Here is a 24,992-nt window from a genome sequence, read left to right on the forward strand (position 1 = left end):
GGTCGCCCGTATCGCACAGACACCGCCGGCGCTTGCCTCAGAGGTTGATTGCCGCCTTCACGTAAATGAAGCGGCCACGCGGGTTGTAGGTACTCATGTCGAAGTTCAGGTCGCCGCCATTGACATAGGACAACGGCGGTTCCTTGTCGAACAGGTTCTGCACACCCACGGTGAACGTCACCGGCTGCGACTGCAGGGTATACGCGCCCCACACGTCATGCGTCAGCTGCACCGGGATCCGGCCGTATCCCGGCGCCGGACCCTCGTCGGTGTTGCCGATGTAGTGCATGCTCCAGTTCGCCGACCACAGGCCGCGCGACCAGTCGAGGCTGGTATTGGCTTTCCAGCGCGGGAAACTTTCGCGCGCGATGTCCGACTTGCCGGCCCGCGTCGCCACCCGCACTTGCCCGTTGGGCAGGGTGTCGTAGCGGTCGAACGCACTGAGATAGGCGGCGTTGAACATCAGGTCGAAGTTGCCCGCGGCCATCTTCGGCAACTGGTAGCGCAAGGTCGTATCGACGCCGCTGGCCTTGAGCCGGTTCAGGTTGATCGGACCGTCGATGAGGTTGACGATCTCGCCGCTGCTGTCGCGCGTGACCAGATTGCAGCGCTGGCCGGTACTGGCACACAGGTTGAGCAGGTTTTGCGAGCCGAAGCTGGAGATCGCCTCTTTCAGGTCGATGTCGTACCAGTCCACCGACCAGCTCAGGCCCTTGGCGAAGCCCGGCGTATAGATGAAACCGGTGCTGCGGTTGACCGAGGTTTCCGGCTGCAGGTCGGGGTTGCCGCCCACGGTCGAGAGGATCGAGCCGCCCGAATAATTGCTCTGGTCGTAGCTGGCAGGCACCCCGACGCAACCGGGCTTGCCGGCACCGCCGCCGTTGCACGGATCGATGGCCGGCAGGTTGGTCTGACGCAGGCCGGCATAGAGCTCGTTGATCGAGGGAGCGCGGAAGCCCTGCGCCCAGGTGCTGCGCACCATCAGGTCGTCCCAGGGACGCCAGACTAGGCCGAGCTTGCTGTTGGTGGTGCCGCCGAAGGTGCTGTAGCGCGAGTGGCGCGTGGCCGCGGACAGTTCCAGTTGCTTCACCAACGGCAGGTCCGCCAGCAGCGGCACGTTGAACTCGACGTAGGCCTCCTTCAGATCGTAGGAGCCGCTTGTCGGCAGGCGCGGCGCCGAAGTGGTCTTGCGGCTGTAGCTGATGAATTCCGGCGTCTGGTTGAAATACGCACTCGGCTCGTCGAAGCCCGATTCCTTGCGGTACTCGACACCCGCCGCGAACGCCAGCATGCCGGCCGGCAGCGCGAACAGATCCCCGGTGAGGTTGGCGGTGAAGTCATGCTGCTTGGTGCCATTGCGGTCCACGCCATTGGCGCGGATATAGTCGGCCATGTCCGGGGTGATCGCGCCGAAAATGTTCAGCGGTACGCAGCCGTTGGCCACGCAGCGATCGTTCGGACCCAGCGCCAGCGCCACCTTGTCCAGGTCGATCTGGTTGGCCGAGGTCCACTTCGCCTTGTTCTGCGCGTAGGTATAGAAGCTGTTCCACGACCAGCCGTTGGTGAAGTCTCCTTCGAAACCCGCGGCCAGACGCATCGTGTTCACGTTCTGCGTGTTGATGCGCGGACCCAGCTCGGTGATCATCCGCACCACTTCGAAGCTGGTGCCGTTGCCCTGGAACGGCACCCCGAATGGGTTGTACGGGTGGTCGGCCGGAATCGTCATACCGTCGCCGCCGCGGATGCGCGGCGTGGCTGCCGGGAAACGCTGGCTCGACTCGCGGGTGTTGTACAGGCCCTCGGTCACGAACGTGACGGAGTCGCCGAGATGGAAGCGCAACTGGCCGTAAAGGCCGGCGCGATCCAGCGGCCCGATCAGGGTCGTGTCGGGCGTCTCGTTGTAGACATCGGTGGCCGGCACGTCCAGGCGGTAACCGCCGCTGCCGTCGCGCACGAACGCCTTGGTACCGAAGCTGCCCACCGCCGTGCTGTTCTTGAAGCGGCCCGCCGGCGTGTTGCGGCTCAAGCCCTGCAGCGGCGCGTTGGAGAAGTCGCGGTCGCCGGCAAGAATCTCCTTGCTCGACGCGACCGTCGCCGATACCAGCGCCGAACCCCAGTCGCCCGACTTGCCCCACAGGAAATCCTCGTTGTGGGTGAAGCCGTCGCCCTTGTCGGTGGTGCCGACATAGGAACTGAACTTGAGTCCGTCGAAGCTGCTGTAGGTAATGATGTTGACCACGCCGGCAATCGCGTCGGCACCGTAGATGGCGGTGGCGCCGTCCAGCAGTACCTCGACGCGCTCCACCGCCGCCAGCGGGATCGTGTTGAGATCGACGAAGTCACGGAAGCCGCGGGTACCCGCGCCGTTCACCCAGCGACGCCCGTTGACCAGCACCAGCGAGCGGTTGGCGCCCAGGTTGCGTAGATTCAGCGAACTGGAGCCATGGCTGGTACCGCCGGAGCCCGTCGAGTTGAAGCTGGAGCCGACCGACGGCAGCTCCTGCAACAGTTCGCCGACCGAAACCACGCCGGTCGATTCGATCTCGCTGCGCTCCATCGTGAACACCGGGCTCGCCGCCGTCTCGTCCTTGCGGCGGATGCGCGAGCCGACCACGCTGACCGCTTCCAGCGTCTTCGCCTCACTGGAATCGACGGCACTGGCGTTCGCTTCCTGCGCGCTGACGGGCAGCGTGACGCCACCTGCACCCAGCGCCCCGGCGATCGCCACCATCATCAAACTCCGGCGCATGCCGCGCCGCGTCGCCCCATTATTCATCATCTCGTTCATCACCCCTCCCAAGGAATCGGCATCAACTTGTCTGCAAGCCCATCGCGGGCATGATTCCGAGTAATTCATGCGTGGAGGACTTATGCAATCCTATCGGTTCATGTAATGCATCCATGCGTTTTTGATATGAGCTTCCCATGCTGGTGAATACGCTTGCATCCGGCCTGCCCGGCATGTGTTGCTAGGCACGAACAACGTGGCGAATACCCCACGCAACCATGACGTCGCCACGGCAGGCATGCGCAGGCCTGGCGTTCGTCCGGTACCGTTTTCCTGGCCATCACGGGGGCACCATGACCGAGTCCTGCAATCATCAGCGCCGTCGGCTCATGGCCGGGCTGGCAGCCGCGCCAGTGCTGTTGCTGTGCGGAGCGAAACGCCTCTCGCCAGTGCAGACCCTGACGCTGACCGGGCAGGCTCTGATTGCCCACGATCTGTGCGCCGACGCCTACCCCGGGCTCGCCGCCGTCATCGCGGAAATCCGTCGCGGCGACGTCGCCATGACCGACCTGGAGACAGCGATCCGCACCCGCGCATCCGGGGCGCCGACGCGCGATGGCGTATTCCTGCACGAGGCAGGCATCGACGAATTGCGCTGCCTGCGCACGCTCGGTTTCGACATGCTCGCGCTGGCCAACAACCATGCCGGCGATTTCGGCCGCGACGGCATACTGGCGACACTGCAGGCAACACGTGAGGCCGGTTTTCATGCTGCCGGCAGCGGCCGCAATCTTGCCGACGCCAGCCGCGCGGCGCGCTTGGCCACCGCCGGGCAACCGGTGGCCCTGATTGCCATGGCCACCGGCAAGATCCGCGACGGCGCCGCGGCTACCGCCAACCAGCCTGGCATCAACGAATTGCGACTCGCCGCACCTGACCAACCGGAAAACGAGGATGTCGAGCGCATCCATGCAGCGATCCGCGATGCCGCCGGTTCGGCCCGCGTCGTCGCCTGCCTGCACAATCATGACTGGGTCGACGACATGCGCGTGACCCGCGAATGGACCCGCCGCTTCGCCAGATCCTGCATCGACGCAGGAGCCAGCGCATTCTTCGCGCACGGGGCACCGCTGCTGCATGGCATCGAGCTGCATCACGACGCGCCGATCTTCTATTGCCTCGGCAGCCTGATCTTCCATTCGCGCACCGCCCCCGGCCATTACCCCGTGGAGGTTTGGGAAAGCGCCATCGCGCACCTGCACTACCGTGACGGACGATTGCGCCAGCTCGAACTGGTGCCGGTCGTGCTCAACGAACGGGGCGACGACGCCGTGCGCCAGAACGAGACCCGCGGCCGCCCGCGGATCGCCACGGGGGAAGATGCGCTGCGCATCCTCACCCGCCTGCAGGTGCTCAGCAGTGCGTTTGGCACCTCGCTGCGGATCGCACGGGCACGCGGCTGGATCGAGGTGGGCTGAAATCCCCGGTGTCAGTGGCCCTGGATCGGGAACGTCTGCGCGTTGCCCGGCGTCGAACTGGCCGGCGCGGATGAGCGCGCCGAGGGCACCTTGTTCGCACCGCACTGGTAGGCGCCCCACGGCTGCGAGCCGTCGGCCGGCTCGGCCAGCGGCTTGATGGTGTCCGCGTGCATCTTGGCGGCCTCGTTGCGGGCCAGCACTTCCAGCTCGTCGCGCACCTTGATGTCGTTGCGATCGACCGGACCGACGCGTTCCATCACGGAGACGGTGACCTTGCCCAGGTCGCGGCAGGCGGATACGTCGCCGTTCCACGCCGTGCGCACGCTTTTTGCCGCGTCGTCCAACGTGATGCCCCAGCTGCAGGCGCCGAGCAGGAGGACGGGGACGAGCAACAACAGGGTCTTGCGCATGGGTAGCTCCGCAGCGGTGACTTTGACTGAAAGAGGCCGAGCCGTCGCCGGCCCGGCCTCCATCCTAACGCGAGGACGCCAGCGCGTCCTGCAACCGATGCATAATGTGCGGCGCCGTGAAAGCCGGCGCCGCACGCCGGCTCATTTCGCCGGTTTGCCGGCTGCCGGCTTGCCGTCGGCGTCGAGCACCTGCACCTGGCCGAGGTTCAGCGCGCGGATCGGCGCCTCGATCTTCGCCAGGTCGCCGACGATCACCCAGGTCAGCTGGTCCGGATGGATGATCTCCTTCGCCGCCGCTTCCACCGAGGCATCCGTCTGCGCCTCGATGCGAGACTTCAGGGTCTGCACATAGTCATCCGGCCGCTTGTACAGCGCGATGCCCTGCAATGCACCCATCACCGCCGAGGTGGTCTGGTAGCCGCCCGGCATGCTGCGCACGTCGCCGACCTTGATCTTGCCGATCTCCTGCGCGGTCAGCGGCTTGTCACCGATCACGCCCTTCGCCTCCTTCAGCATCTCGGCCACCGACGGCGCGGTCTTGTCGGTCTGCACCGGCGCGTACAGCATGAACGGGCGCTGGCCCTGGGCGTTCTGCAGGAAGCTGAAGGCGCCGTAGGCCCAGTGCTTGTCCTCGCGCAGGTTCATGTTGAGGCGCGAGGTGAAGGTGCCGCCGAACGCACCGTTCATGGTCTGGATTTCCAGGTCGTTCGGCGCCTCGGTCGACGGCGCCAGGCTGCCGGCGAGGATCAGGCTCTGCTGCGCGCCGGGGCGGTCGACCAGGTACACGCGCACCTGCGGCGGCGGCGCGACCTTGCCGATGTTCTTCGCCGGCACCTTGCCGGCCGGCGCCTTCCAGTTGCCGAACGCCGCGTTCAACTGCGGGATGATCTTGTCCAGCGTGGTGTCGCCGGCCACCAGGATCTGCATGTTGTCCGGGCGGATGAAGTCGCCCATGAACGCGCGCATGTCGGCGGCGCTCAGCGACGTGATCGACGCTTCTGTGCCGGTGCCGGTGAACGGGATCGCGTAGGCATGGCCCTTGCCGTACAGCAGCGGCGGCAGGGTGCGCAGCGCGATGCCGGTGGGCTGGCTCTTTTCCTGGGCGATGCCGGCCAGCCACTGGCCGCGCAGGCGGCTGATGTCAGCCTCGCGGAACGCCGGGTTGCGCACGATGTCGGCGAACAGGTCGAGCGACGGCTTCAGCTGGTCGTCCAGCGCGTTGAGCGTGGCGTTGCAGTAGTCCAGGCCGCAGCCGCTGGCGATCATCGCGCCGAGCCGTTGCTTGCGCTTGGCGATCTCGACCGAGTCGAGCGCCTTGCTGCCCTCGTCCAGCATCGCCATGGTGAAGCTGGAGGTGCCCAGCTTGCGGCCCTGGTCCGCCGCGTAGCCGGCGCCGAACAGTAGTTGCAGCTGCACCGCCGGCACCGTGTGGCGCTCGGCCAGGATCACCTCGACGCCGTTGTCCAGCTTGCCGCGCTGCAAGGCGGGGAAGCTGAGGTCCGGGAACGTACCGACCGCGGGCACGCCCTTGCTGCGGTCGACGTCGCTCTTCACCGTGCGGTAGTCGCCCTTGGGCGAGAGCACCGGCGCGGGCGCGCCGCTGGCCGCGGCACGGCCGGCGACGTTCGCCATGTCGGTGGCCTCGACCTCGCCCGGCACCACGGTCAGCGTGTAGTCGCCCCTGGCGATCCACCGGTTCGCCACCGCGCTGACCTGCGCCGGCGTGGCCGCCATGTATTCCTTGAAGTCCTTCAGATAGGCGCCGGGATCGTTGCGGTACAGCTGGCCTTGGGCCAGGATCGAGGCCTGCGTGTTGACCTTTTCCAGCCCGCGCACGAACGAGGCGCGGGTTTCCGTCTTGACCCGCGCCAGCTCGTCGGCGGTCGGGCCGTTCTTCAGGAATTTCTGCCACTCGTCGGCGATCGCCGCCTCCACCTTCGCCGGGTCGGCGCCCTTCTTCACGTCCACCTGCAGGTTGAACAAGCTGGCCAGCACATGCTGCTCCACCTCGACCGAGACGTCATCGGCCAACTTGTCCTGGTAGACCAGCCGCTGGTACAACCGCGAGGTCTTGCTGCCGCCCAGCACCGCGGCGGCCAGTTCCAGCAGGTTCTCGTCGGTGGTGCCGCGTCCCGGCGCGTTCCACTCACGATAGATGCGGGTCTGCGCCACGTTGTCGGTCATCGTGCCGCGGGTCGAGCTGTTGCGCGGCGCCACCCACGGCTGCGGCCGCGGTACCTGTGGGCCGGCGGCGATGTCGCCGAAGTACTTCAGCATCTTTTCCTTCGCCAGCGCCGGCGTGATGTCGCCGGCCAGCACCACCACCGTGTTGGCGGCGCCGTAGTAGCCACGGAACCACTGCTTGACGTCGGCCAGCGAGGCGGCGTTCAAGTCGTCCATCGAACCGATGGTGTCGTGGTGGTACGGGTGGTTGGCCGGGAACGCCTCGGCCTGGATCAGCTCGCTGGCGCGGCCGTACGGCTGGTTCTCGCCCTGGCGCTTCTCGTTCTGCACCACGCCGCGCTGCTCGTCGAGCTGGGCCTGGCCGATCGCGCCGAGCAGGTGGCCCATGCGGTCCGATTCCATCCACAGCGCCATGTCCAGCGCGCTGGTCGGCACGGTCTCGAAATAGTTGGTGCGGTCGAGCCAGGTGGTGCCGTTCTGGTCGGTGGCGCCGGCCAGTTCGAACGGCTTGAAGAACTCGTCCTTGTGGTTCTCCGAGCCCTGGAACATCAGGTGCTCGAACAGGTGCGCGAAACCGGTCTTGCCCTTCGGCTCGTAGGACGAGCCGACGTGGTACCACACGCTCACCGCCACCACCGGCGCCTTGTGATCCTCGTGCACCACCACGGTGAGGCCGTTCGGCAAGGTGAAGCGGGTGTAGGCGAGTTCGGGGATCTGCTGCGTTGCCGCGGTCGCGACAGCGGTATCGGGCACGGCCAACACCAGCGGCATGCCGCCGATAAAGGCCAGCAGGCCGGCGATGAGCAGGGCGAGTGGTTTCTTTGCCACGGTGAACCTCCTGTTTCACGGATGAGTCCACGCAGGCTAGCGGCGCCCCGCAGCCATCGCAAATGACTTGCGACACGGTCGGGCCGACGCCGGCGGCGCGGTGTCCGGCTGTCCGATGGCGGGCGGACGGCTGTCCGCGGACAATGTTCGAGTCACCGAACTCGGGATCATGCATCAACGAAATCAATTACTTGTGCCACGCCTCGTGCTTGGCACGGGGATTGCTCCACAGGCGTACAGGGACTTCCCCCCACTCGTCGGAGACATGACCATGAAATTCGAGACCTTGATGTTGCGCGGCCTGTTCATCGCCTGCCTGGCGGTCTGCGGCCTGATCTTCGGCGCGATGGTGACGACCACCCCGGCCTCCGTCCAGCTCGCCACCCATGGCGGCGTCGGCGCGATCCTGCTGGCCGCGCCGACCAGCTGCGCGTTGCCGCCGGACGGCGTGGTCTGCCCGCAGCTCGGTGGCTGAGCAATCGACGCGGATCGGCACGGACACGCGATAATGGCGGGATGCTGCACGTCATCCTGTTCCGTCCCGAGATCCCGCCGAACACCGGCAACGTGATTCGCCTGTGCGCGAACACCGGCGCTGCGTTGCACCTAATCCGTCCGCTCGGCTTCCAGCTCGACGATGCGCGACTGCGCCGCGCCGGGCTGGATTACCACGAGTACGCCAGCGTCGCCGTGCACGACGACCTGGCCAGTTGCCTCGACGCGATCGGCACGCCGCGCGTGTTCGCCTTCACCACCCGCGGCCGGGTCGCGCATATCGATGCCCGCTTTACTGACGGCGACGCGCTGCTGTTCGGCTGCGAGACGGCCGGGCTGCCGGCCGATGTGCTGGAAATGATTCCTGCCGAACAACGCCTGCGCCTGCCGATGTGCCCGGACAGCCGCAGCCTGAACCTGTCGAACACGGTCGCCGTGGCCGTCTACGAAGCCTGGCGCCAGTTGGGTTTCCCCGGCGCCGCGGACGTCTGAGCCCGGCCGGCGGGCTACAATCGGCGGATGAACGCCGCCACTCCCAACTCCTGGTTGCCGCAACCGCTGCGCAAGCTCGCCGGCCGTGCGCTGGAAACCGCGCTGAACCACACCTTGTCGCTGGATCCGGACACGCAGCAAAGGCTGGCCGCGTTGAACGGCCGCAGCGTGCAACTGCACCTGCGCGGACCGGAACTCGCGCTGGCCGTCAGCGTCGACGAGGCGCGCCTGAAAGTCGGCCCTCCGCAGGACGACAGCCAGCTGAAGGTAGCTGCCACGCCGGGCAGCCTGCTGGCGATGCTGTTCCGCCGCGACGACGACGGCATCGCGCCGGGCAAGGTGGAGATCGCCGGCGACGCCGAGCTGGCGCGCCGGCTGGAAAAACTGGCCAGCAAGTTCGCCCCGGATTTCGAGGAAGCGTTCGCGCGCAGCTTCGGCGACGTACTCGGCGTGCCGCTGGCCAAGGCCGTGCGCAAGGGGGTCGCCCACGCCCGTGAAACCGCCAGCCATCTCACCGAGGACAGCGCCGACTGGCTGCGCGACGAAGCGCGCGTGGCGATGGCGCCAGGCGAGGTCGAAGGCTTCCTCGATGGCGTGGACGACGTGCGCGAGCGCAGCGAGCGGCTGGAAGCGCGCGTGCAACGGCTGATGCAACGCCTGCAGGGCAACGCCGCGTGACGCCGCTGAAAGTGGTGCCGCGCCTGCTGCGGGTCGCCTCGGTGCTTCTGGCGTACCGGCTCGACGAACTGGTCGACGCCGCCCACCTGTACCGTCCGCTGAAACTGCTGCGGCCGCTGGTGGCGCGCCCGCGCATCGACATCCACGGCCTGCCGCGCGGCGCCCGCCTGCGCCATGCACTGACCGAACTGGGGCCGATCTTCGTCAAGGCCGGCCAGGTGCTGTCGACCCGCCGCGACCTGGTGCCGGCCGACATCGCCGACGAACTCGCCCTGCTGCAGGATCAGGTTGCGCCGTTCCCGGGCAGCGAGGCGCGTGCAATCGTCGAGCAGGAACTGAAACTTTCGATTGGCCGTCTATACGCCCAATTCGACGAAACACCGCTGGCGTCCGCCTCGATCGCACAAGTGCATGCCGCCACCCTGCACGATGGCCGCGAGGTGGTCGTGAAAGTGCTGCGTCCCGGCATCGACGCGCAGATCGCCCGCGACGTGAAGCTGCTGCGCTCGCTCGGCGAGCTGGCCCAGCGCTGGCATCCGAACGCCGACAAGATCCGCCCGCTGGACGTCGTTGCCGAAGTCGAGAAGATGCTGGAGAACGAGCTGGACCTGCAGCGCGAAGGCGCCAGCGCCAGCCTGCTCAAGCGCAACTTCGACAGCGGTGTGGATCTCTACGTGCCGGCCGTGCATTGGGAGCTGACCAGTGCGCGCGTGCTGACCCTGGAGCGCGTGCACGGCATCAGCAGCGACGACATCGCCGCGATCGACGCCGCCGGCCTGGACCGCAAGGCGCTCGCGGCCAAGGGCGTGCGGGTGTTCTACGAACAGGTGTTTCGCGACAATTTCTTCCACGCCGACGCGCACCCCGGCAACATCTGGGTCGACCCCACGCGCACCGGCGAGCCGCGTTTCATCGCGCTGGATTTCGGCATCATGGGTTCGCTGCCCGAGGCCGACCAGTACTGGCTGGCGCAGAACTTCATCGCGCTGTTCGAGCGTGACTACGCACGCATCGCGCAACTGCACGTGGCCGCCGGCTGGATGCCCGCCAACGTGCGGCTGGACGAACTGGAAGCCGCGGTGCGCACGGTGTGCGAGCCGTACTTCACCCGCCCGCTGTCGCAGATCTCGCTGGCCGAGCTGGTGGTGAAGCTGTTCCAGACCGCGCGCCGCTTCGAGCTGACCCTGCAGCCGCAGCTGATCCTGCTGCAGAAGACCCTGCTCAACATCGAGGGCGTCGGCCGCATGCTCGACCCGGAGATCGACATCTGGGCGGTCGCGCATCCGGTGCTCAAGCGCATCCTGCGCGAACGCTACAGCCCGCTTCGCACCCTGCGTGACGTGCGCAAGCGGCTGCCCGAATGGCTGCACCACGCGCCGGAATTTCCCGAGCTGGTACGCGAGGCGTTGCGCCAGATCGGCCGCGGCGAACAGCGCGCGCTGAGCGACCCGGCGGCGCTCAAGCTGATGCACGACAACGCCGAGCGCCAGCACAAGCTGCTCGCCTGCAGCCTGCTCGGCGGCGCGCTGTTGATCGGCGCGGCCCTGCTGTGGACATCGGCGCCGCAACACGGCATCTGGCCGCCGCTGTGCGCCGGCATCGCCGGGCTGCTGGCATTCGCGCTCGGCTGGCCGCGCTCACGCTGACCTGCAGGAACGCATCAGGCGCGCTCCCGCGCAGAACCAAACCATGATCGAGATTCTCTACCAGGACGACGCGCTGATCGCGGTGAACAAGCCCGCCGGTCTGGCCGTGCATCGTTCGAAGATGGTGGGCAACGCCGAAGAGTTCCTGATCGACCTGCTGCGCGAGCAGGTCGGCGACAGCGTGTACCTGGCGCACCGGCTCGATCGCGCCACCAGCGGCGTGCTGCTGGTCGCGCGCAGCAAGGCGGTCGCCGCCGCGCTGGGCGAACAGTTCATGGGCCGCGCGGTGCACAAGCAGTACCTGGTGGTGGTGCGCGGCTGGCCGGAGCCGGCGGAAGGCGTGGTCGACTACCCGTTGCCCGGTTCGCGCGAAACCGGCCCGCGCCGCGAGGCACGCACGCACTACCGGCGGCTGGCCACGACCGAGGTGCCAATCGCGCTGGGCCGGTATCCGCAGCAGCGTTACGCATTGCTGCTGGCCGAGCCGGAGAGCGGCCGCTTCCGCCAGATCCGCAAACACCTGGCGCACATCCATCACCCGGTGATCGGCGACTGCCAGCACGGTCGCGGCGACCACAACCGGCTGTACAAGCAGCACTTCGGCTGCCACCGGATGCTGCTGCACGCATGGCGGTTGCGTTTCGCGCATCCGGTCACGGGTGCCGCGATGGATATCGAGGCGCCGCTGGACGATGCGTATGTCGGGCTGCTTCGACGCTTCGGCTGGGCATTGCCGGGAGTGAGTGAAAAGGAGTGAGAAGTGGAAGAAAGCAGGGGCCGGACACACGGCCGTTTTTCTCTCACTTCCCGCTCCTCGCTTCACCTACTCACTTCTGGCCCTCTACACTCCCCGCATGCTGACCATCAGCCGCACCCTCTCCCTGCCCGAATCCGAACTGGTCGAGCGCTTCCTGCGTGCGGACGGCCCCGGTGGGCAGCACGTGAACCGCACCGAGAGTGCGGTGGAGCTGCGTTTCGACGTGGTCAACTCACCGTCGCTGCCGGAGGAAATCCGCGCGCGCCTGCTGGCGCGGCGTGATCGCCGGCTCACCGCCGAAGGCGTGCTGGTGATCCAGGGCCGCCGCTTCCGCGACCAGGCGCGCAACCGCGACGACGTGCGCGAACGGCTGGCCGAGATCATCCGCGGCGTGCTGGTGCCACCGAAGAAACGTGTCGCCACCAAACCCACCCGCGCTTCGAAGGAGCGCCGGCTGGTCGGCAAGCAGCAGCGCGGCCGGATCAAGCAGACCCGTTCGCGTAAACCGGAGCTCGAATGAAGGGCCATCTCCCGACCCCCGCCCAATTGCCGTTGCAGATGCCGCAACTGCGCGACGGATGGCAACGCCGCACCTGCCGAGCCATGCTGCGCATGGCCGGCTGGAGCCTGGTCGGCGCATTTCCCGATACGCCGAAACTGGTGCTCATCGCCGCGCCGCACTCGTCCTGGTGGGACGGCGTATGGGGCCTGTTGATCAAGGTGGCGATCGGTGCCGACGTGCACTTCATGGGCAAGCAGGAGCTATTTTTCTGGCCGCTCGGCGGCCTGTTGCGCCGGCTTGGCGGCATGCCGATCGACCGTGGCGCCGCCAAGGGCGTGGTCGAACAGATGATCGACCAGTTCCGCCAGCGCGACCGGCTGTGGCTGGGCATCGCGCCGGAAGGTACACGCAAGCCGGTGAAGCGCTGGAAGAGCGGCTTCTGGCGCATCGCCCACGACGCCGGCGTGCCGATCTTCCCGGTCGCGTTCCATTATCCCGACAAGACCATCCAGCTCGGCCCGCTGTTCGACACCAGCGCCGACATGGACGCTGACCTCGTCCGCCTGCGCGCGTTCTACGCGCCGTTCAAGGGCAAGCACCGCGACGTCTGACCCGCTCCCGCGCTTTCACCTCCGGGCCTCGTACACCCGCCGGCCACTCGCAAACCGGGGCCGGCCGGATCGCCCGCGTCCACCGAATTCCGGCATGAGGTCGGGGCCCGCATTGCGCCGCAGCGGTTGGACCGTACCCGTGACGATGGTGAGATGCCCCGGCCAGCGACGTTCTTTGTCCTTTCCTGACCCGTTTGAACCCTCCCGTTCTCCCTTCCCCGCGACTGCAAGACAACATGCCGGGTGCAAATCCGCACCTAGCATAGATTTTCCCCTTGGCACGGCACGTGCTTGTCAATATGTACTGGAAATGTGATACATATCACATTATGAATTGCGACCCGTAACAGGGCGCAGGCATGCACTAGGGGAATCCGAACATGCACGTATTAATTACGGGCGGGGCCGGTTTTATCGGCTCCCATTTGGTAGCGCTGCACCTCGCGCAAGGGGACAAGGTCCATGTGGTGGACGACTTGTCGACCGGCTTGCGCGCCAACCTGGCGCCTTTCGAGGCGTCGCCGAACTTCCGCTTCGACGAGGCGGACATGCTCACCTGGCCACTGCTGCAGCAGGCCGCCGCCTGGGCAGACCGCGTCTACCATCTCGCCGCCGTGGTCGGCGTGTACCGCGTGATCGCCGAACCGACGCGCGTGCTCGCCACCAACATCGCCGCCTGCGAACGGTTGTTCCGCACCATCGCCGCCAGTGGTTGGCAACCGCAGGTGGTGGTCGCCTCCAGCTCCGAGGTCTACGGCCACCGCCATGCGGAATTGCTGACCGAGGACATGGACCTCAGCGTGTCCACCCGGGCGGGCACCCGCTGGAACTATTCGGTCAGCAAGATCGCCGACGAGGCGCTGGCCCTGTCCTACTCGCAGAAGTTCGGCATCCCGGTGGTGGTGGCGCGTTTCTTCAACACCATCGGGCCGCGCCAGACCGGACGCTACGGCATGGTCGTGCCGCGTTTCGTGGAACAGGCGGTACGCGGCGAGCCGATCACGGTGTACGGCGACGGCGAGCAGACGCGTTCGTTCTGCGATGCGCGCGACAACGTGCGCGCGCTCGACCTGCTCGCTTCGCGCGAGGGCGGCGACGCGCTGGTGGCGAACGTCGGCAACGACCGCGAGATCAGCATGAACGCACTGGCCGAGCTGATCCGCGAGCGTGCCGACAGCGACTCGCCGATCAGCCACGTGCCGTACCTGCAGGCCTACGGCGAGGATTTCGAAGACATCCAGCGGCGCCGGCCGGACCTGATCCGGTTGCGCACGCTCACCGATTTCCAGCACCGCTACACGCTGGAAGACACGCTCGACGAGCTCATCCGCGAACGACGCATCGCCCTCACAGGGACCGAACATGGCCACCGCCCCTTGGTTTGTCATCAGTCCTAACGCGCTGCTCAGCGTCATTGGATTGCTGCGTGGTCCGGACCGGACCGTACCGACCCCCACCCACGACTGGCGCGCGGCCGTGGTGGACGTGGTCATCCCGGCCTACCGCGAGGCGGAGAACATCACCCACTGCCTGGTCTCGGTGGCGCGGCAGACGCTCAAGCCGCGCAATATCATCGTGGTCGACGACGGCAGCACGGATGCCACGGCCAGCTGCGCCGAGCAGGTGGCGCAGCGGCTGGGGCTCGATGTCCAGGTGATCCGGCGCCAGTCGTCGATCGGCAAGACGCCCACGATCAAGCGCCAGGCGCGCGAATTCGACGCGGACGTGGAGTTCATCCTCGACGGCGACACCTTCCTGGAGTCGCCCGACTACATCGCCCGCTGCGTCGAGGAACTCTACAAGGGCGCCGGGATCGCCTCGGTCTGCGGCCGTGTGCTGCCGATGCGCCTGGTGGACCGCCGCACCCTGGCCGAGACGCCGGAATACGCCACGGTGCTGGCCGGCGCGCCGTTCGTCGACCCCAAGGCCGCGCGCAGCCGGCTGCAGCTGATGTGGTGGGGCCTGACCAACATCTACCGCGATTGCCTGTACCGCTTCCTGCAGGGCTTCGTGTTCCACGGCCAGGTGGTGTTCTTCGGCGGCATCACCAACCCGGTGGGTTGCGCGGTGGCTTACCGCCGCGAATACGTCAAGGACCTGTTCGATCGCTACGAGCCGCAGTTCGGCGACAACCTGACCAACTCCGAAGACATCTTCATCGGCTTCGCCCTGATCAATCAGGGCTACCGCAACACCCAGCTGCTGGACGTGACGGCACGCTCGGAAGAACCGCTGGCCACGCAGCTGCCGCGCCAGGTCTCGCTGTGGTCGTCTTCGTTCCTGCAGAGTTGCTTCTACTTCGATGCGCTGGTGCGCAGTCCGTTCAAGGCGTTCGCGCGCATGCGCCGGCGCCGTGACGAAAAGCAAGGCGAGTACGGACAGCACATCCAGGAGATGCGCAAGATCCAGGAGCCGTACCGGCAGGCCTTCGGCGAGGAAGTCACGAAGCGTTACGGACGTCCGCTGGGCTGGATCATCTTCATGTCCGCGATCGAGAAGATCGGCTTCCCCACCGCGCTGATCGTGATGGCCCTGCTGCGCTGGTGGGAACCGCTGCTGATCACCCTGCTGGCGGAATCGGCGCTGTCGCTGATCGTCCTGACCGTGATCTCCCGCGGCGAGCGCTGGAAGGTGCTGGGCAAGGGCCTGCTGGTGACGCCGCTGCGCTACTTCCTGATGCTGACCGAGATCCGCACGATCGGCCAGTTCGCCATCGACCTGTGGATTACGGGGAACCGCAAATGGCGCAAATGAAACCCCTCGCCTGTCTCCTCGGCGCGCTGCTGGCGGCGCCAGCCGGCGCATGGGCGCAGACCCCCGCCATGCAGCCCCTGGACACGCAGGCGCGAAACCTGATGTGGTCGGGCCACACCAATGCCGCCACGCACACGATGCGCGAGTACGTGGCGCAGCACCCCGGCGACCAGACCGCCGTGCTCGACCTGGCGCGCTACCTGACCTGGAATGGCGACTATGCCGGCGCCAAACGCGTGCTGGACGCCCATCCGGAAGCCACCCGCACCAGCGAGGGCCAGGTCGTGCTCGCATCGGTGCTGGCGTGGGGCGGCTGGATCCGCGCGGCGCAGCAGGTCAACGCGGCGCCGCTGGCCGCCGATCCGGACGGCCTGCTGCCCAACTACACCCAGGCCATCGCCTTGAGGCAGTCGGCGCGACCACGCGAAGCACTGCCCTATGTCGAAGCGGTCAAACGCGCCAGGCCGGACGGCAAGGATGCGCGCGACCTGGAGCGCTCGGTGCGCATCCACACCGATTCCTTCGTTGCGCTGGGCTATCAGCGCGGCTCCGATTCGGACGACCTGGTGAGCTCGCAACCGACGCTGCGCGCCGAGCTGGCGCAGGGCGAGGCCTTGCGCTGGACGCTGGAACTGGGGCGCTGGGACTATCGCTCGCCGCTGGCCAGCCCCTTCGCCAGCGTTGCCGGCGGCCGCTCGATCGCCGAGAACCGCGGACTGTTCGGGGTGCGCTACGCGCCCTCGCTGTATACCGAACTGAGCGCTGCGGTGGGCCATTCCTCCATCGATGGCGATGGCCTGACTCCGTGGCGGCTGGGCCTCGACCAGCGCTTCAGCGACAGCTTCCGGATCGACCTGCTGGCCGACCACGACCGTCTCGCCGCCTCGGCGCGCTCGGTATCGCTGGGGCTGGATCGAACCGGCATCGCCGGGCATGCGCAGTGGACACCGGACTTCAACTGGACCGGCGACCTGTGGCTGCGCCGCAACCACTACAGCGACAGCAACGCCAGCGTGGGCTGGGATGCCGCGCTGCGCCGTGCGGTGGTGCGCAAGCCGGGTTTCATGCTCGACCTCGGCGCGATCACGCAGCATCTGTCGTTCGATGAGAATCCCGGCCACGGCTACTACGCGCCGGACAGCTATCGACGCTACGCGCTGACCGTCTTCAGCTATGTCGGGCTGGGCGAGAACGCCGGGCTGTCGATCCAGGCCGGTCTGGGCCGGCAGCGCGACGAGACCTTCACTTCATGGCGCCGTGCCAACGACATCAACGCATCGCTGGTCGTCGGCATCTTCTCGCCGTGGCAGTTGAGCGTGAACGCCGGCTACAGCGAGCGGGTGCTGAATACCGGCGCGTACGAGGGCCGCACCTGGGGGCTCACCCTGACCCGCCGGTTCTGACGGGGCTGTCGGTCGGATGCGAGTGGCTCCGGGCAAGAAGCCGTTCCGCACCGACATCCAGGCCTTGCGCGGGTTGGCGGTGCTGCTGGTGATCCTGCAGCACGCCCGCGCCGGCTTCATCGGCGCCGGCTGGCTGGGCGTGGACATCTTCTTCGTGATTTCCGGCTTCCTGATCACGGACATGCTGGCCAGGGATATCGGCCACGGCCGGTTCCGCTTCGCCACGTTCTACTTCCGCCGCGCCAAGCGCCTGCTGCCGGCCGCGTACGTCACCTTCGCGGTGACCGCGGCAGCCGCGTTCTTCCTGCTCGATGCCAGCGAGTGGCAGGATTTCACCCGGCAACTCGCTGGCGCGGTGAGCTTCACCGGCAACTTCGTGCTGTTGCAGCAGACCGGCTACTTCGCGGGCACCGCGGCACTCAAGCCGCTGCTGCACGTCTGGTCGCTGGCGGTCGAGGAGCAGTACTACCTGCTGCTGCCCGCGGCGCTGCTGCTGGTGCCGCGACGCTGGTGGTTCGCCGGCAGCCTGGTGGTGCTGGCCACCAGCTTCGCGCTGTGCGTCGCGCTGACCTACTCGCGGCCCGATGCGGCGTTCTACCTGCTGCCCACGCGCGCCTGGGAACTGGCGATCGGCTCGCTCGCGGCGCTGGCCGGTGCGCAGGGTCCACGGCGGCGGCGAGCGGTGTCGCTGCTGTTCCTGCCGGCGCTGGCGGCGCTGTTCGTGATCCCGATCTGGCCGCTGCCCGCGCCCAACTTCGCCAACATCGCGATCGTCTGCGTGGCGACGCTGGTGGTGATCCTGCGCCGGCACGACGAACTGCAGGACCGCCCGATCCCGAACGCGCTGGCCGCTGTCGGCGATGCTTCTTACTCGCTGTACCTGGTGCACTGGCCGGTCTTCGCCCTGCTCAACAACGTCTATGCCGGCGACCCGTCCTTCGGCACGCCGGCTCCGCAAGTGCTGGCCGCTGCGGTCGCGCTGGCACTGCTGCTGGGCTTCGCCCTGTACCGCGGCGTGGAACTGCCGGTGCGTCGGCTCGAGCTGCGCTCGCCACGGCACTGGTCGCTGGCCGCACTCGCCGTTTCACTGTGCCTGGCACTGGTGCCGCTCACCCTCGCCGCGCGCACCGGCACCCACGAGATACGCGGACCGGCCATCGACTACGCCTGGCTGCGCCGCGACAACGTCGGCTTCGACAAGGTCTGCGAAGCCTACCAACACCTGGAATACACCATGCGCTGCAGCAACGCGGCGCACCCGGCGACCATGGTCTGGGGCGATTCCTTCGCCATGCACCTGGTGCCCGGGCTGGCGGCGACGATGCCCGGCGGCGTACTGCAGGCCACCAAGAGCGCCTGCGGTCCGCTGCCGGGGCTGGCCCAGGTCTACGGGAGATACACCCGCGAGTTCGCCGAGCGCTGCCTGAGTTTCAACGACTCGGTGATCGCGTACCTCACCGCGCATCCGGAGATCCGCACCGTGGTGCTGTCCAGTCCGTTCTACGAGTACTTCGACCCGGCGCGGCGCATGCTGCATGTGGTCCACGGGCAAGTGCGGGTGGAACAGCCGGATGCCGGGACCGCGCTGGAGACGCTGGTCGCCACGATCGCCCGGATCCGGGCGCTGGGCCGGCGCGTGGTCATCGTGGCGCCACCGCCGAGCACCGGCTTCGACTACACCCATTGCCTGGAACGCAAGGCGCGCAGCCGCACGCTGTTCGGCCGGCTCATCGACTGCAACATCCCGCTGGCGCAATACCATGCCAGCAAGCGTGAGGTCTTCGCGTTCCTGCAGCAGGTTCACGCACGGGCCGATGTCGAGGTGGTGTCGTTCGATCCGTTCCTGTGCGACGACAGGCGATGCCGTACCGAACTCGACGGCACTCTGCTGTACCGCGACGAGGGACACTTGTCGTACGACGGTTCGGTCGCGCTCGCCCGGGCGATGCACCTGGATGCGCTGATCGCGAAGGCGGCGCACTGACCCCGGCGGGCACAGCCGCAACTCAGCGTGCCGAGTGCCCCGACTCGTCGTAGTCGCGATGGGTCAACAGGCCCGGGCGGATCAGGTCGATGAAGGCGCGCGCCTCGGCGCTGAGGAACTTGCCCTTGCGCATCACCACGCCGTAACTGCGCTGCGGGAAGAACTGTTTCATGTTGCGCACGGCCAGGCGGCTCCGGTCGGCCGCGGTGATGCAGATGCCGGTGACCACCGAGATGCCCATGCCCATCGCCACGTACTCCTTGATCACGTCCCAGCCGCCGACCTCGATCGCCACGTGGTACGGCACCTGTTGCTGCTGGAACACCAGGTCGACCAGCCGATAGGTGGACAGCCGTTGCGGCGGCAGGATCAGGCCGTAGGGCGAAATATCCTCCAGCGTGATCTTGTCCTTCGCGGCCAGCGGATGGTCCGGCGGCATGATCAGCATCGGATCGTAGTGGTGCACCGGTGCCCACGCGATGTCGTTCGGCACGTCGAGCATCGAGCCGACCGCGAAGTCGGCATCGTCGGCACGCAGCAAGGCCAGGCCATCCTTGCCGGTGACGTTGGCCAGCTGCAATTGCACCGCGGGGAAGCGCTCGCGATAGCGGCGCACCAGTTCGGGCAGCAGGTACTGGATGGTCGAGGTGCCGGCGGCGATGGTCAGCCGGCCGGCCTGCAAGCCCTTTACCCTGGCCTGGAAGTCGCGATCCAGCGTGTCCCAGCCCTCGACCAGCGGCCGCGCCAGCTCGTACAGCGCCTCGCCCGCATCGGTGAGGTTGATGCGCCGGCGCCGGCGTTCGAGCAGGCTCATCCCGAGTTCCCGTTCCAGCGCCTGCAACTGCAGGCTGATCGTGGGTTGCGACAGGTACAGCGCCTCGGCGGCGCGGGTCAGCGTGCCCAGCTTCACCACGCTGACAAATGCGCGCAGCTGCTTGTGGCGGTTGCCCTTGTAATAGAAGCGACCGCCCGCTTCGTCGGCATGCTCGCCAACGGCACGCTTTTTTGTTGCGTTGCGGCGCGATTTCTTCGGCTTGTTCAGTGTATCGCCAGGCCTTTTCATCGAATTTATTCAATTAGTTGGAAGAAACATTGGACATGCTCATAGTAATGATTGAAACATTCACTTTGTCAAATACATGATTCTTCCCTAGCTTCGAGTCATCCACGACACGGAGCGACTCCCATGGCAGTACCGCAGGAACGACTCGATACCGGCAGCATCGAGATCCACGCCAACCTCGCCGGTTACGAAAGCATCCTGACCCCCGCGGCATTGGGTTTCCTGGCCCGGCTGCAGCGCCGCTTCGACGCCACCCGGCGGCGCCTGCTGCAAGCCCGGCGCGAGCGCCAGGCGGGTTATGACGCCGGCGGCCTGCCGGATTTCCGCGCCGACACGCTGGCAATCCGCGAATCCGAGTGGAGTGTGGCGCCGATCCCGGCCGCGCTGCAGGACCGCCGCGTCGAGATCACCGGCCCGGTCGAGCGCAAGATGATCATCAACGCGCTGAACTCCGGCGCGAAGGTGTTCATGGCCGACTTCGAGGATTCCTCGGCGCCCACCTTCGCGAACCAGCTCGACGGCCAGGTCAATTTGCGCGACGCGGTTAACGGCACCATCGCGTTCACCTCGCCGGAGGGCAGGAGCTATCGCGTCAACGACAAACCCGCCGTGCTGGTGGTGCGTCCGCGCGGCTGGCACCTGCACGACAAGTTCTTCAGCGTGGACGGCGAGCCGATGGCCGGCGCACTGGTCGACTTCGGCCTGTTCGTATTCCACAACGCACGCGCGCTGCATAGCCGCGACCGCGGCCCGTACTTCTATCTGCCGAAACTCGAGGCCATGGAGGAAGCCGCGCTGTGGGACGCGGTGATGGCCGCGGCGGAGGACGAGTTGCAACTGCCGGTCGGCACGATGAAGGCTACCGTGCTGATCGAGACGCTGCCGGCGGCGTTCCAGATGCACGAAATCCTGCATGCGCTGCGCCGCCGCGCGGTCGGCCTCAACTGCGGCCGCTGGGACTACATCTTCTCGTACCTGAAAACCCTGCGCTGCCATCGCGATCGCCTGCTGCCGGAGCGCGGCCAGGTGCAGATGACCGCGCCGTTCCTGAAGGCCTATTCCGAGCTGCTGATCCAGACCTGCCATCGCCGCGGTGCGTTCGCGATGGGCGGCATGGCCGCGCAGATCCCGATCAAGGGCGACGACGCGGCGAACGAGGCGGCGCTGGCCAAGGTGCGTGCCGACAAGCTGCGCGAAGTGCAGGCCGGCCACGACGGCACCTGGGTCGCGCACCCGGCGCTAGTGCCGGTGGCGCAGGACATCTTCGACCGGTACATGCCCGCGCCGAACCAGTTGCATGTACTGCGCAAGGACGTGCAGGCGACCCGCGAACAGTTGCTCGCCGCACCGAACGGCACGATCAGCCGCGCCGGTTTCGACAACAACGTCGAGGTCTGCCTGCGCTACACCGCCGCCTGGCTGGACGGCCTCGGCTGCGTGCCCATCAACCACCTGATGGAGGACGCCGCCACCGCCGAGATTGCCCGCGCGCAGTTGTGGCAGTGGCTTCATCACGGTGATCTGCAGTTCCCCGACCACGCCCCGATCGACTTTGCGTTGTTCGATCACGCGGTCGCCGCACACACCCATCGCCTGCGCGACAGCCAGCACCCCGGTACCGCCCGCGCCGACGCTGCTGCCGCACTGCTCGGCGCGATGACCCACGCCGATCAACTCGGCGACTTCCTCACCCTGCCCGCCTACGACCAGCTCGCCTGATCTGCTCGAACCGAGCCATCCAGACCTTCGCTACGGAGCCACGCCATGAAGACCACCCTGCCCACCGCCGAACAGATCACCCTGGACTGGCACAACAACCCGCGCTGGACCGGCGTGCAGCGCAACTACTCCGCCGAGGACGTGGTGCGCCTGCGCGGCACCGTCGCGGTCGAGCATTCGCTGGCCCGTCGCGGCGCCGAGCGGCTGTGGAAATCGCTGCACCAGGAGGACTTCGTCAATGCGCTCGGCGCGCTCACCGGCAATCAGGCGATGCAGCAGGTCAAGGCCGGCCTGCAGGCGATCTACCTGAGCGGCTGGCAAGTCGCCGCCGACGCCAACGTGGCCGGCGAGATGTATCCCGACCAGTCGCTGTACCCGGCCAACTCGGTGCCGCTGGTGGTCAAGCGGATCAACAACACCCTGCTGCGCGCCGACCAATTGCACCACGCCGAAGGCAAGGACGACTGCGACTGGCTGGTGCCGATCGTGGCCGACGCCGAGGCCGGCTTCGGCGGCGTGCTGAACGCGTTCGAGCTGATGAAGGCGATGATCGAGGCCGGCGCCGCCGGCGTGCACTTCGAGGATCAGCTGGCCTCGGTGAAAAAGTGCGGCCACATGGGCGGCAAGGTGCTGGTGCCGACCCGCGAGGCGGTCGACAAGTTGAACGCCGCGCGCCTGGCTGCCGACGTCGCCGGCGTGCCGACCCTGCTGGTGGCGCGCACCGACGCCGACGCCGCCGATCTGCTCACCTCGGACATCGACGCAAACGACCGGGCCTTCATCACCGGCGAGCGCACCGTCGAAGGGTTCTACCGCGTGCGCCCGGGGCTGGACCAGGCGATCAGCCGCGGCCTCGCCTACGCGCCGTACGCCGACCTGATCTGGTGCGAGACCAGCAAGCCGAACCTGGACGATGCGCGTCGCTTCGCCGAGGCGATCCACGCGAAATTCCCCGGCAAGATGCTGGCCTACAACTGCTCGCCCAGCTTCAACTGGAAGAAGAACCTGGACGACGCCACCATCGCCAACTTCCAGAAGGAGCTGGGTGCGATGGGCTACAAGTTCCAGTTCATCACCCTGGCCGGCTTCCACAGCCTCAACTACGGCATGTTCGACCTGGCGCACGGCTATGCGCGTCGCCAGATGAGCGCGTTCGTGGAACTGCAGGAAAGGGAATTCGCCGCCGCCGAACGCGGCTTCACCGCGGTCAAGCACCAGCGCGAAGTGGGCACCGGCTACTTCGACCAGGTGACTCAGGCGATCCAGCAGGGCCAGTCCTCGACCACCGCGCTGAAGGGCTCGACCGAAGAGGCACAGTTCAAGCAGGCCTCGGCAGCGTAAGCACACAGCCCCTGTGCGCGATGCTCTTCTTCACATCATGAAGAGCGTCGCGCACAGGGTGCGTTCCTACACCCCCATCGGCGGCACCAGCGCGATCACCGTCCAGCCCGGCTTCGGTTCCAGCTCGCGCTTGGCCGAGGCCACCCGCAACGCGCCCTTCTCCTCCACGCCGAACATCAGCACGCTGTTCGAGCCGTACTGTTCGATGAAGTGTGGCCAGTCGAACGTGTTGCTGAGCCGGGTCGCCTTTATCCGCCAGCCGTCACGCATCATCTCGGCGAAGCGCCCGTGGGTCATCTCCTCGTCGAACAGCGGTGGCGCCAGCAGGCTGCCGGCCAGCGCCGCGCGGTCGGTGTTTTCCTGCGGCGTGAGGTTGCGCAGCCGGTATACCTTCGCGCGCCCGAATTCCTGCCGGTAGTGTACGCAGGCCAGCGAGTTGCGCTCGCGGTGGGTGGAGACCGCCAGCAGCCGGCCGATGCCGGTGAGGTCGAGGTGGCGTTCGGCATGCGGCGACGCCGGGTTGCCGAAGAACGTGGCCAATCCATCCATCCGCGCCTGGCGGATGCCGTCCCAGTCGTCGTCGGCCAGCACCACGCGGAAACCGGCCTCGTCCAGCGCCTTGCCGATCGCGCGGGCGACCTGGTCCGAGCCGAAGATCAGCACGCCACGCGGCTCTGGCTCGGCCACCTTCAGCCAGATCGCCAGCGGCCGCGCGGTGGCGCTCTGCAGGATCACCGTGCCGATGATCAGGGTGAACACCAGCGGCACCAGCGCCTCGGCACCGGCCACGCCGAGCGCGTCCAGGCGCAGCGCGAACAGCGCCGACACCGACGCCGCCACGATGCCGCGCGGCGCCACCCAGCCGATCAGCGTACGCTCGCGCCAATTCAACCCGCTGCCGAAACTCGAGATCGCCACAGTCAGCGGCCGCACCACCAGCTGCGCGATCACGAACAGGGCGATGCCCGCGCCCAGCATGCCGTCCGGCAGCGGCCAGCGCAGCCGCGCCGCCAGCAGGATGAACAACAACGAGACGAGCACCGTGGTGAGGCTTTCCTTGAAATCGAGGATGTCGTCGATGTGCACGCCACGCAGATTGCCCAGCGCGATACCCATGATCGTCACCGCCAGCAGCCCCGACTCGTGGGTGATCGTGTTGGATATGCTGAAGGCGAGCAGCACCGCGGCCAGCACGGCGTAGTTCTGCAGGTACTCGGGGATCATCTGGCGGCGCAGGAAGAACGCCATCAGCCAGGCGGACAGCGCTCCGATCACCGCCCCGCAGCCGATGGTCGCCACGAAGATGCCGATGGTGTGGCCTTCCTGGCGCGACACGATCGCCTCGTAGATCAGCACCGCGAACAGCGCGCCCAGCGGATCGATCACGATGCCTTCCCAGCGCAGCGTGTTGGCGATGCGCGCGTTCGGGCGCAGGGTGCGCAGCATCGGCGCGATCACCGTCGGCCCGGTCACGCAGGCCAGCGCGCCGAACAGCAGCGCGATCGGCCAGGCCAGGCCGGCGACGAGATGCGCGGCCAGCGCCAGCAACAGCAACGAGGCCACCGCGCCGTAGCTGACCAGCCCGCGCACCGCCTTGCCGATCCCCGGCAACTCGTGGAAACGCAGGGTCAGGCTGCCCTCGAACAGGATCAGCGCCACCGCCAGCGACACGCTCGGGAACAGCAGCTCGCCGAGCAGCTTGTCCGGATCGAGCACGCCGCCGACCGGGCCCAGCACGATACCGGCCAGCAGCAGGAACAGGATCGCCGGCAGCTTGACCCGCCATGCCAGCCACTGCGCCAGGAAGCCGATCATCAGCATGCCGGCGAGCATCAGGCCCAGCTCGATAGTCATCGCAGTCCTTGGAGGGATCAGGCCGCTATCGAAGCATGCACCGGTGGAGACGTCCAGCCGGCAGG

At 67.3% G+C, this 24,992-nt stretch carries 19 protein-coding genes; 14 read left to right on the forward strand and 5 right to left on the reverse strand.

Annotated elements, in window-relative coordinates; all coding sequences use genetic code 11:
- Window positions 1-37: 37 nt before the first annotated feature.
- Entirely contained in the window at window positions 38-2,788 is a 2,751-nt protein-coding gene (locus ABIE04_RS06965) for a TonB-dependent receptor (protein WP_354547847.1), read from the reverse strand.
- 293 nt (window positions 2,789-3,081) lie between these two features.
- On the opposite strand from ABIE04_RS06965, the gene ABIE04_RS06970 reads away from it, so the two are divergent.
- Window positions 3,082-4,206: a CapA family protein gene (locus ABIE04_RS06970; protein ID WP_354547849.1), complete on the forward strand. Its 1,125-nt coding sequence runs from the start codon at window positions 3,082-3,084 to the stop codon at window positions 4,204-4,206.
- A gap of 11 nt (window positions 4,207-4,217) precedes the next feature.
- Here the strand turns inward: ABIE04_RS06970 and ABIE04_RS06975 are convergent, their stop codons facing one another.
- Window positions 4,218-4,616, reverse strand: coding sequence for a DUF4156 domain-containing protein (locus tag ABIE04_RS06975; RefSeq protein ID WP_354547852.1), 399 nt, complete (start codon window positions 4,614-4,616; stop codon window positions 4,218-4,220).
- A gap of 141 nt (window positions 4,617-4,757) precedes the next feature.
- The gene (locus ABIE04_RS06980) at window positions 4,758-7,628 is read right to left on the reverse strand and encodes a M16 family metallopeptidase (protein ID WP_354547854.1); all 2,871 of its coding nucleotides are present in this window, start codon (window positions 7,626-7,628) and stop codon (window positions 4,758-4,760) included.
- Window positions 7,629-7,899: 271 nt separating this feature from the next.
- On the opposite strand from ABIE04_RS06980, the gene ABIE04_RS06985 reads away from it, so the two are divergent.
- The 11 genes from ABIE04_RS06985 to ABIE04_RS07035 all read left to right on the forward strand — a co-directional run bounded on the left by ABIE04_RS06985 (window position 7,900) and on the right by ABIE04_RS07035 (window position 18,950).
- Entirely contained in the window at window positions 7,900-8,103 is a 204-nt protein-coding gene (locus ABIE04_RS06985) for a hypothetical protein (RefSeq protein ID WP_354547857.1), read from the forward strand.
- Between the two features lie 41 nt (window positions 8,104-8,144).
- Window positions 8,145-8,615, forward strand: a complete 471-nt coding sequence (gene trmL / locus ABIE04_RS06990; RefSeq protein WP_354547859.1) for a tRNA (uridine(34)/cytosine(34)/5-carboxymethylaminomethyluridine(34)-2'-O)-methyltransferase TrmL — start codon at window positions 8,145-8,147, stop codon at window positions 8,613-8,615.
- Between the two features lie 27 nt (window positions 8,616-8,642).
- Window positions 8,643-9,293, forward strand: a complete 651-nt coding sequence (locus tag ABIE04_RS06995; RefSeq protein ID WP_354547861.1) for a ubiquinone biosynthesis accessory factor UbiJ — start codon at window positions 8,643-8,645, stop codon at window positions 9,291-9,293.
- Window positions 9,290-10,939 carry a ubiquinone biosynthesis regulatory protein kinase UbiB gene (ubiB, locus tag ABIE04_RS07000; RefSeq protein ID WP_354547863.1) on the forward strand — a complete coding sequence of 550 codons (1,650 nt, stop codon included), beginning with the start codon at window positions 9,290-9,292 and terminating at the stop codon, window positions 10,937-10,939. The genes ABIE04_RS06995 and ubiB overlap by 4 nt, the downstream gene beginning before the upstream one ends.
- A 43-nt stretch (window positions 10,940-10,982) precedes the next feature.
- Window positions 10,983-11,696, forward strand: a complete 714-nt coding sequence (locus tag ABIE04_RS07005) for a pseudouridine synthase (protein ID WP_354547865.1) — start codon at window positions 10,983-10,985, stop codon at window positions 11,694-11,696.
- Between the two features lie 97 nt (window positions 11,697-11,793).
- Window positions 11,794-12,216, forward strand: coding sequence for an alternative ribosome rescue aminoacyl-tRNA hydrolase ArfB (gene arfB / locus ABIE04_RS07010; RefSeq protein ID WP_354547867.1), 423 nt, complete (start codon window positions 11,794-11,796; stop codon window positions 12,214-12,216).
- Window positions 12,213-12,809 (forward strand): 1-acyl-sn-glycerol-3-phosphate acyltransferase, encoded by a 597-nt coding sequence (locus ABIE04_RS07015; RefSeq protein WP_354547870.1) that lies wholly within the window; start codon window positions 12,213-12,215, stop codon window positions 12,807-12,809. Before arfB ends, ABIE04_RS07015 begins: the two co-directional genes overlap by 4 nt.
- Window positions 12,810-13,189: 380 nt before the next feature.
- Window positions 13,190-14,206 (forward strand): NAD-dependent epimerase/dehydratase family protein, encoded by a 1,017-nt coding sequence (locus ABIE04_RS07020; RefSeq protein WP_354547872.1) that lies wholly within the window; start codon window positions 13,190-13,192, stop codon window positions 14,204-14,206.
- On the forward strand, window positions 14,172-15,563 hold the full coding sequence (locus ABIE04_RS07025) for a glycosyltransferase family 2 protein (RefSeq protein ID WP_354547875.1): 1,392 nt from the start codon (window positions 14,172-14,174) through the stop codon (window positions 15,561-15,563). Before ABIE04_RS07020 ends, ABIE04_RS07025 begins: the two co-directional genes overlap by 35 nt.
- Complete coding sequence (locus tag ABIE04_RS07030) at window positions 15,560-16,966, forward strand: tetratricopeptide repeat protein (RefSeq protein WP_354547877.1); 1,407 nt, start codon at window positions 15,560-15,562, stop codon at window positions 16,964-16,966. The genes ABIE04_RS07025 and ABIE04_RS07030 overlap by 4 nt, the downstream gene beginning before the upstream one ends.
- Window positions 16,967-16,982: 16 nt before the next feature.
- On the forward strand, window positions 16,983-18,950 hold the full coding sequence (locus ABIE04_RS07035) for an acyltransferase family protein (protein ID WP_354547879.1): 1,968 nt from the start codon (window positions 16,983-16,985) through the stop codon (window positions 18,948-18,950).
- Window positions 18,951-18,972: 22 nt separating this feature from the next.
- Here ABIE04_RS07035 and ABIE04_RS07040 read toward each other — a convergent pair whose 3' ends face one another.
- Entirely contained in the window at window positions 18,973-20,013 is a 1,041-nt protein-coding gene (locus ABIE04_RS07040) for a LysR family transcriptional regulator (RefSeq protein WP_354547882.1), read from the reverse strand.
- A 123-nt stretch (window positions 20,014-20,136) separates the two neighbouring features.
- Here ABIE04_RS07040 and aceB point away from each other — a divergent pair, with 123 nt between their 5' ends.
- Entirely contained in the window at window positions 20,137-21,732 is a 1,596-nt protein-coding gene (gene aceB / locus ABIE04_RS07045; RefSeq protein ID WP_354547884.1) for a malate synthase A, read from the forward strand.
- Window positions 21,733-21,777: 45 nt separating this feature from the next.
- Window positions 21,778-23,073: an isocitrate lyase gene (gene aceA, locus ABIE04_RS07050; RefSeq protein ID WP_354547887.1), complete on the forward strand. Its 1,296-nt coding sequence runs from the start codon at window positions 21,778-21,780 to the stop codon at window positions 23,071-23,073.
- Between the two features lie 66 nt (window positions 23,074-23,139).
- Here aceA and ABIE04_RS07055 read toward each other — a convergent pair whose 3' ends face one another.
- Complete coding sequence (locus tag ABIE04_RS07055; protein WP_354547889.1) at window positions 23,140-24,927, reverse strand: cation:proton antiporter; 1,788 nt, start codon at window positions 24,925-24,927, stop codon at window positions 23,140-23,142.
- Window positions 24,928-24,992 lie beyond the last annotated feature (65 nt).

This window comes from Rhodanobacter soli (genome assembly GCF_040548735.1).
Classification (GTDB): Bacteria; Pseudomonadota; Gammaproteobacteria; order Xanthomonadales; family Rhodanobacteraceae; genus Rhodanobacter; species Rhodanobacter soli_A.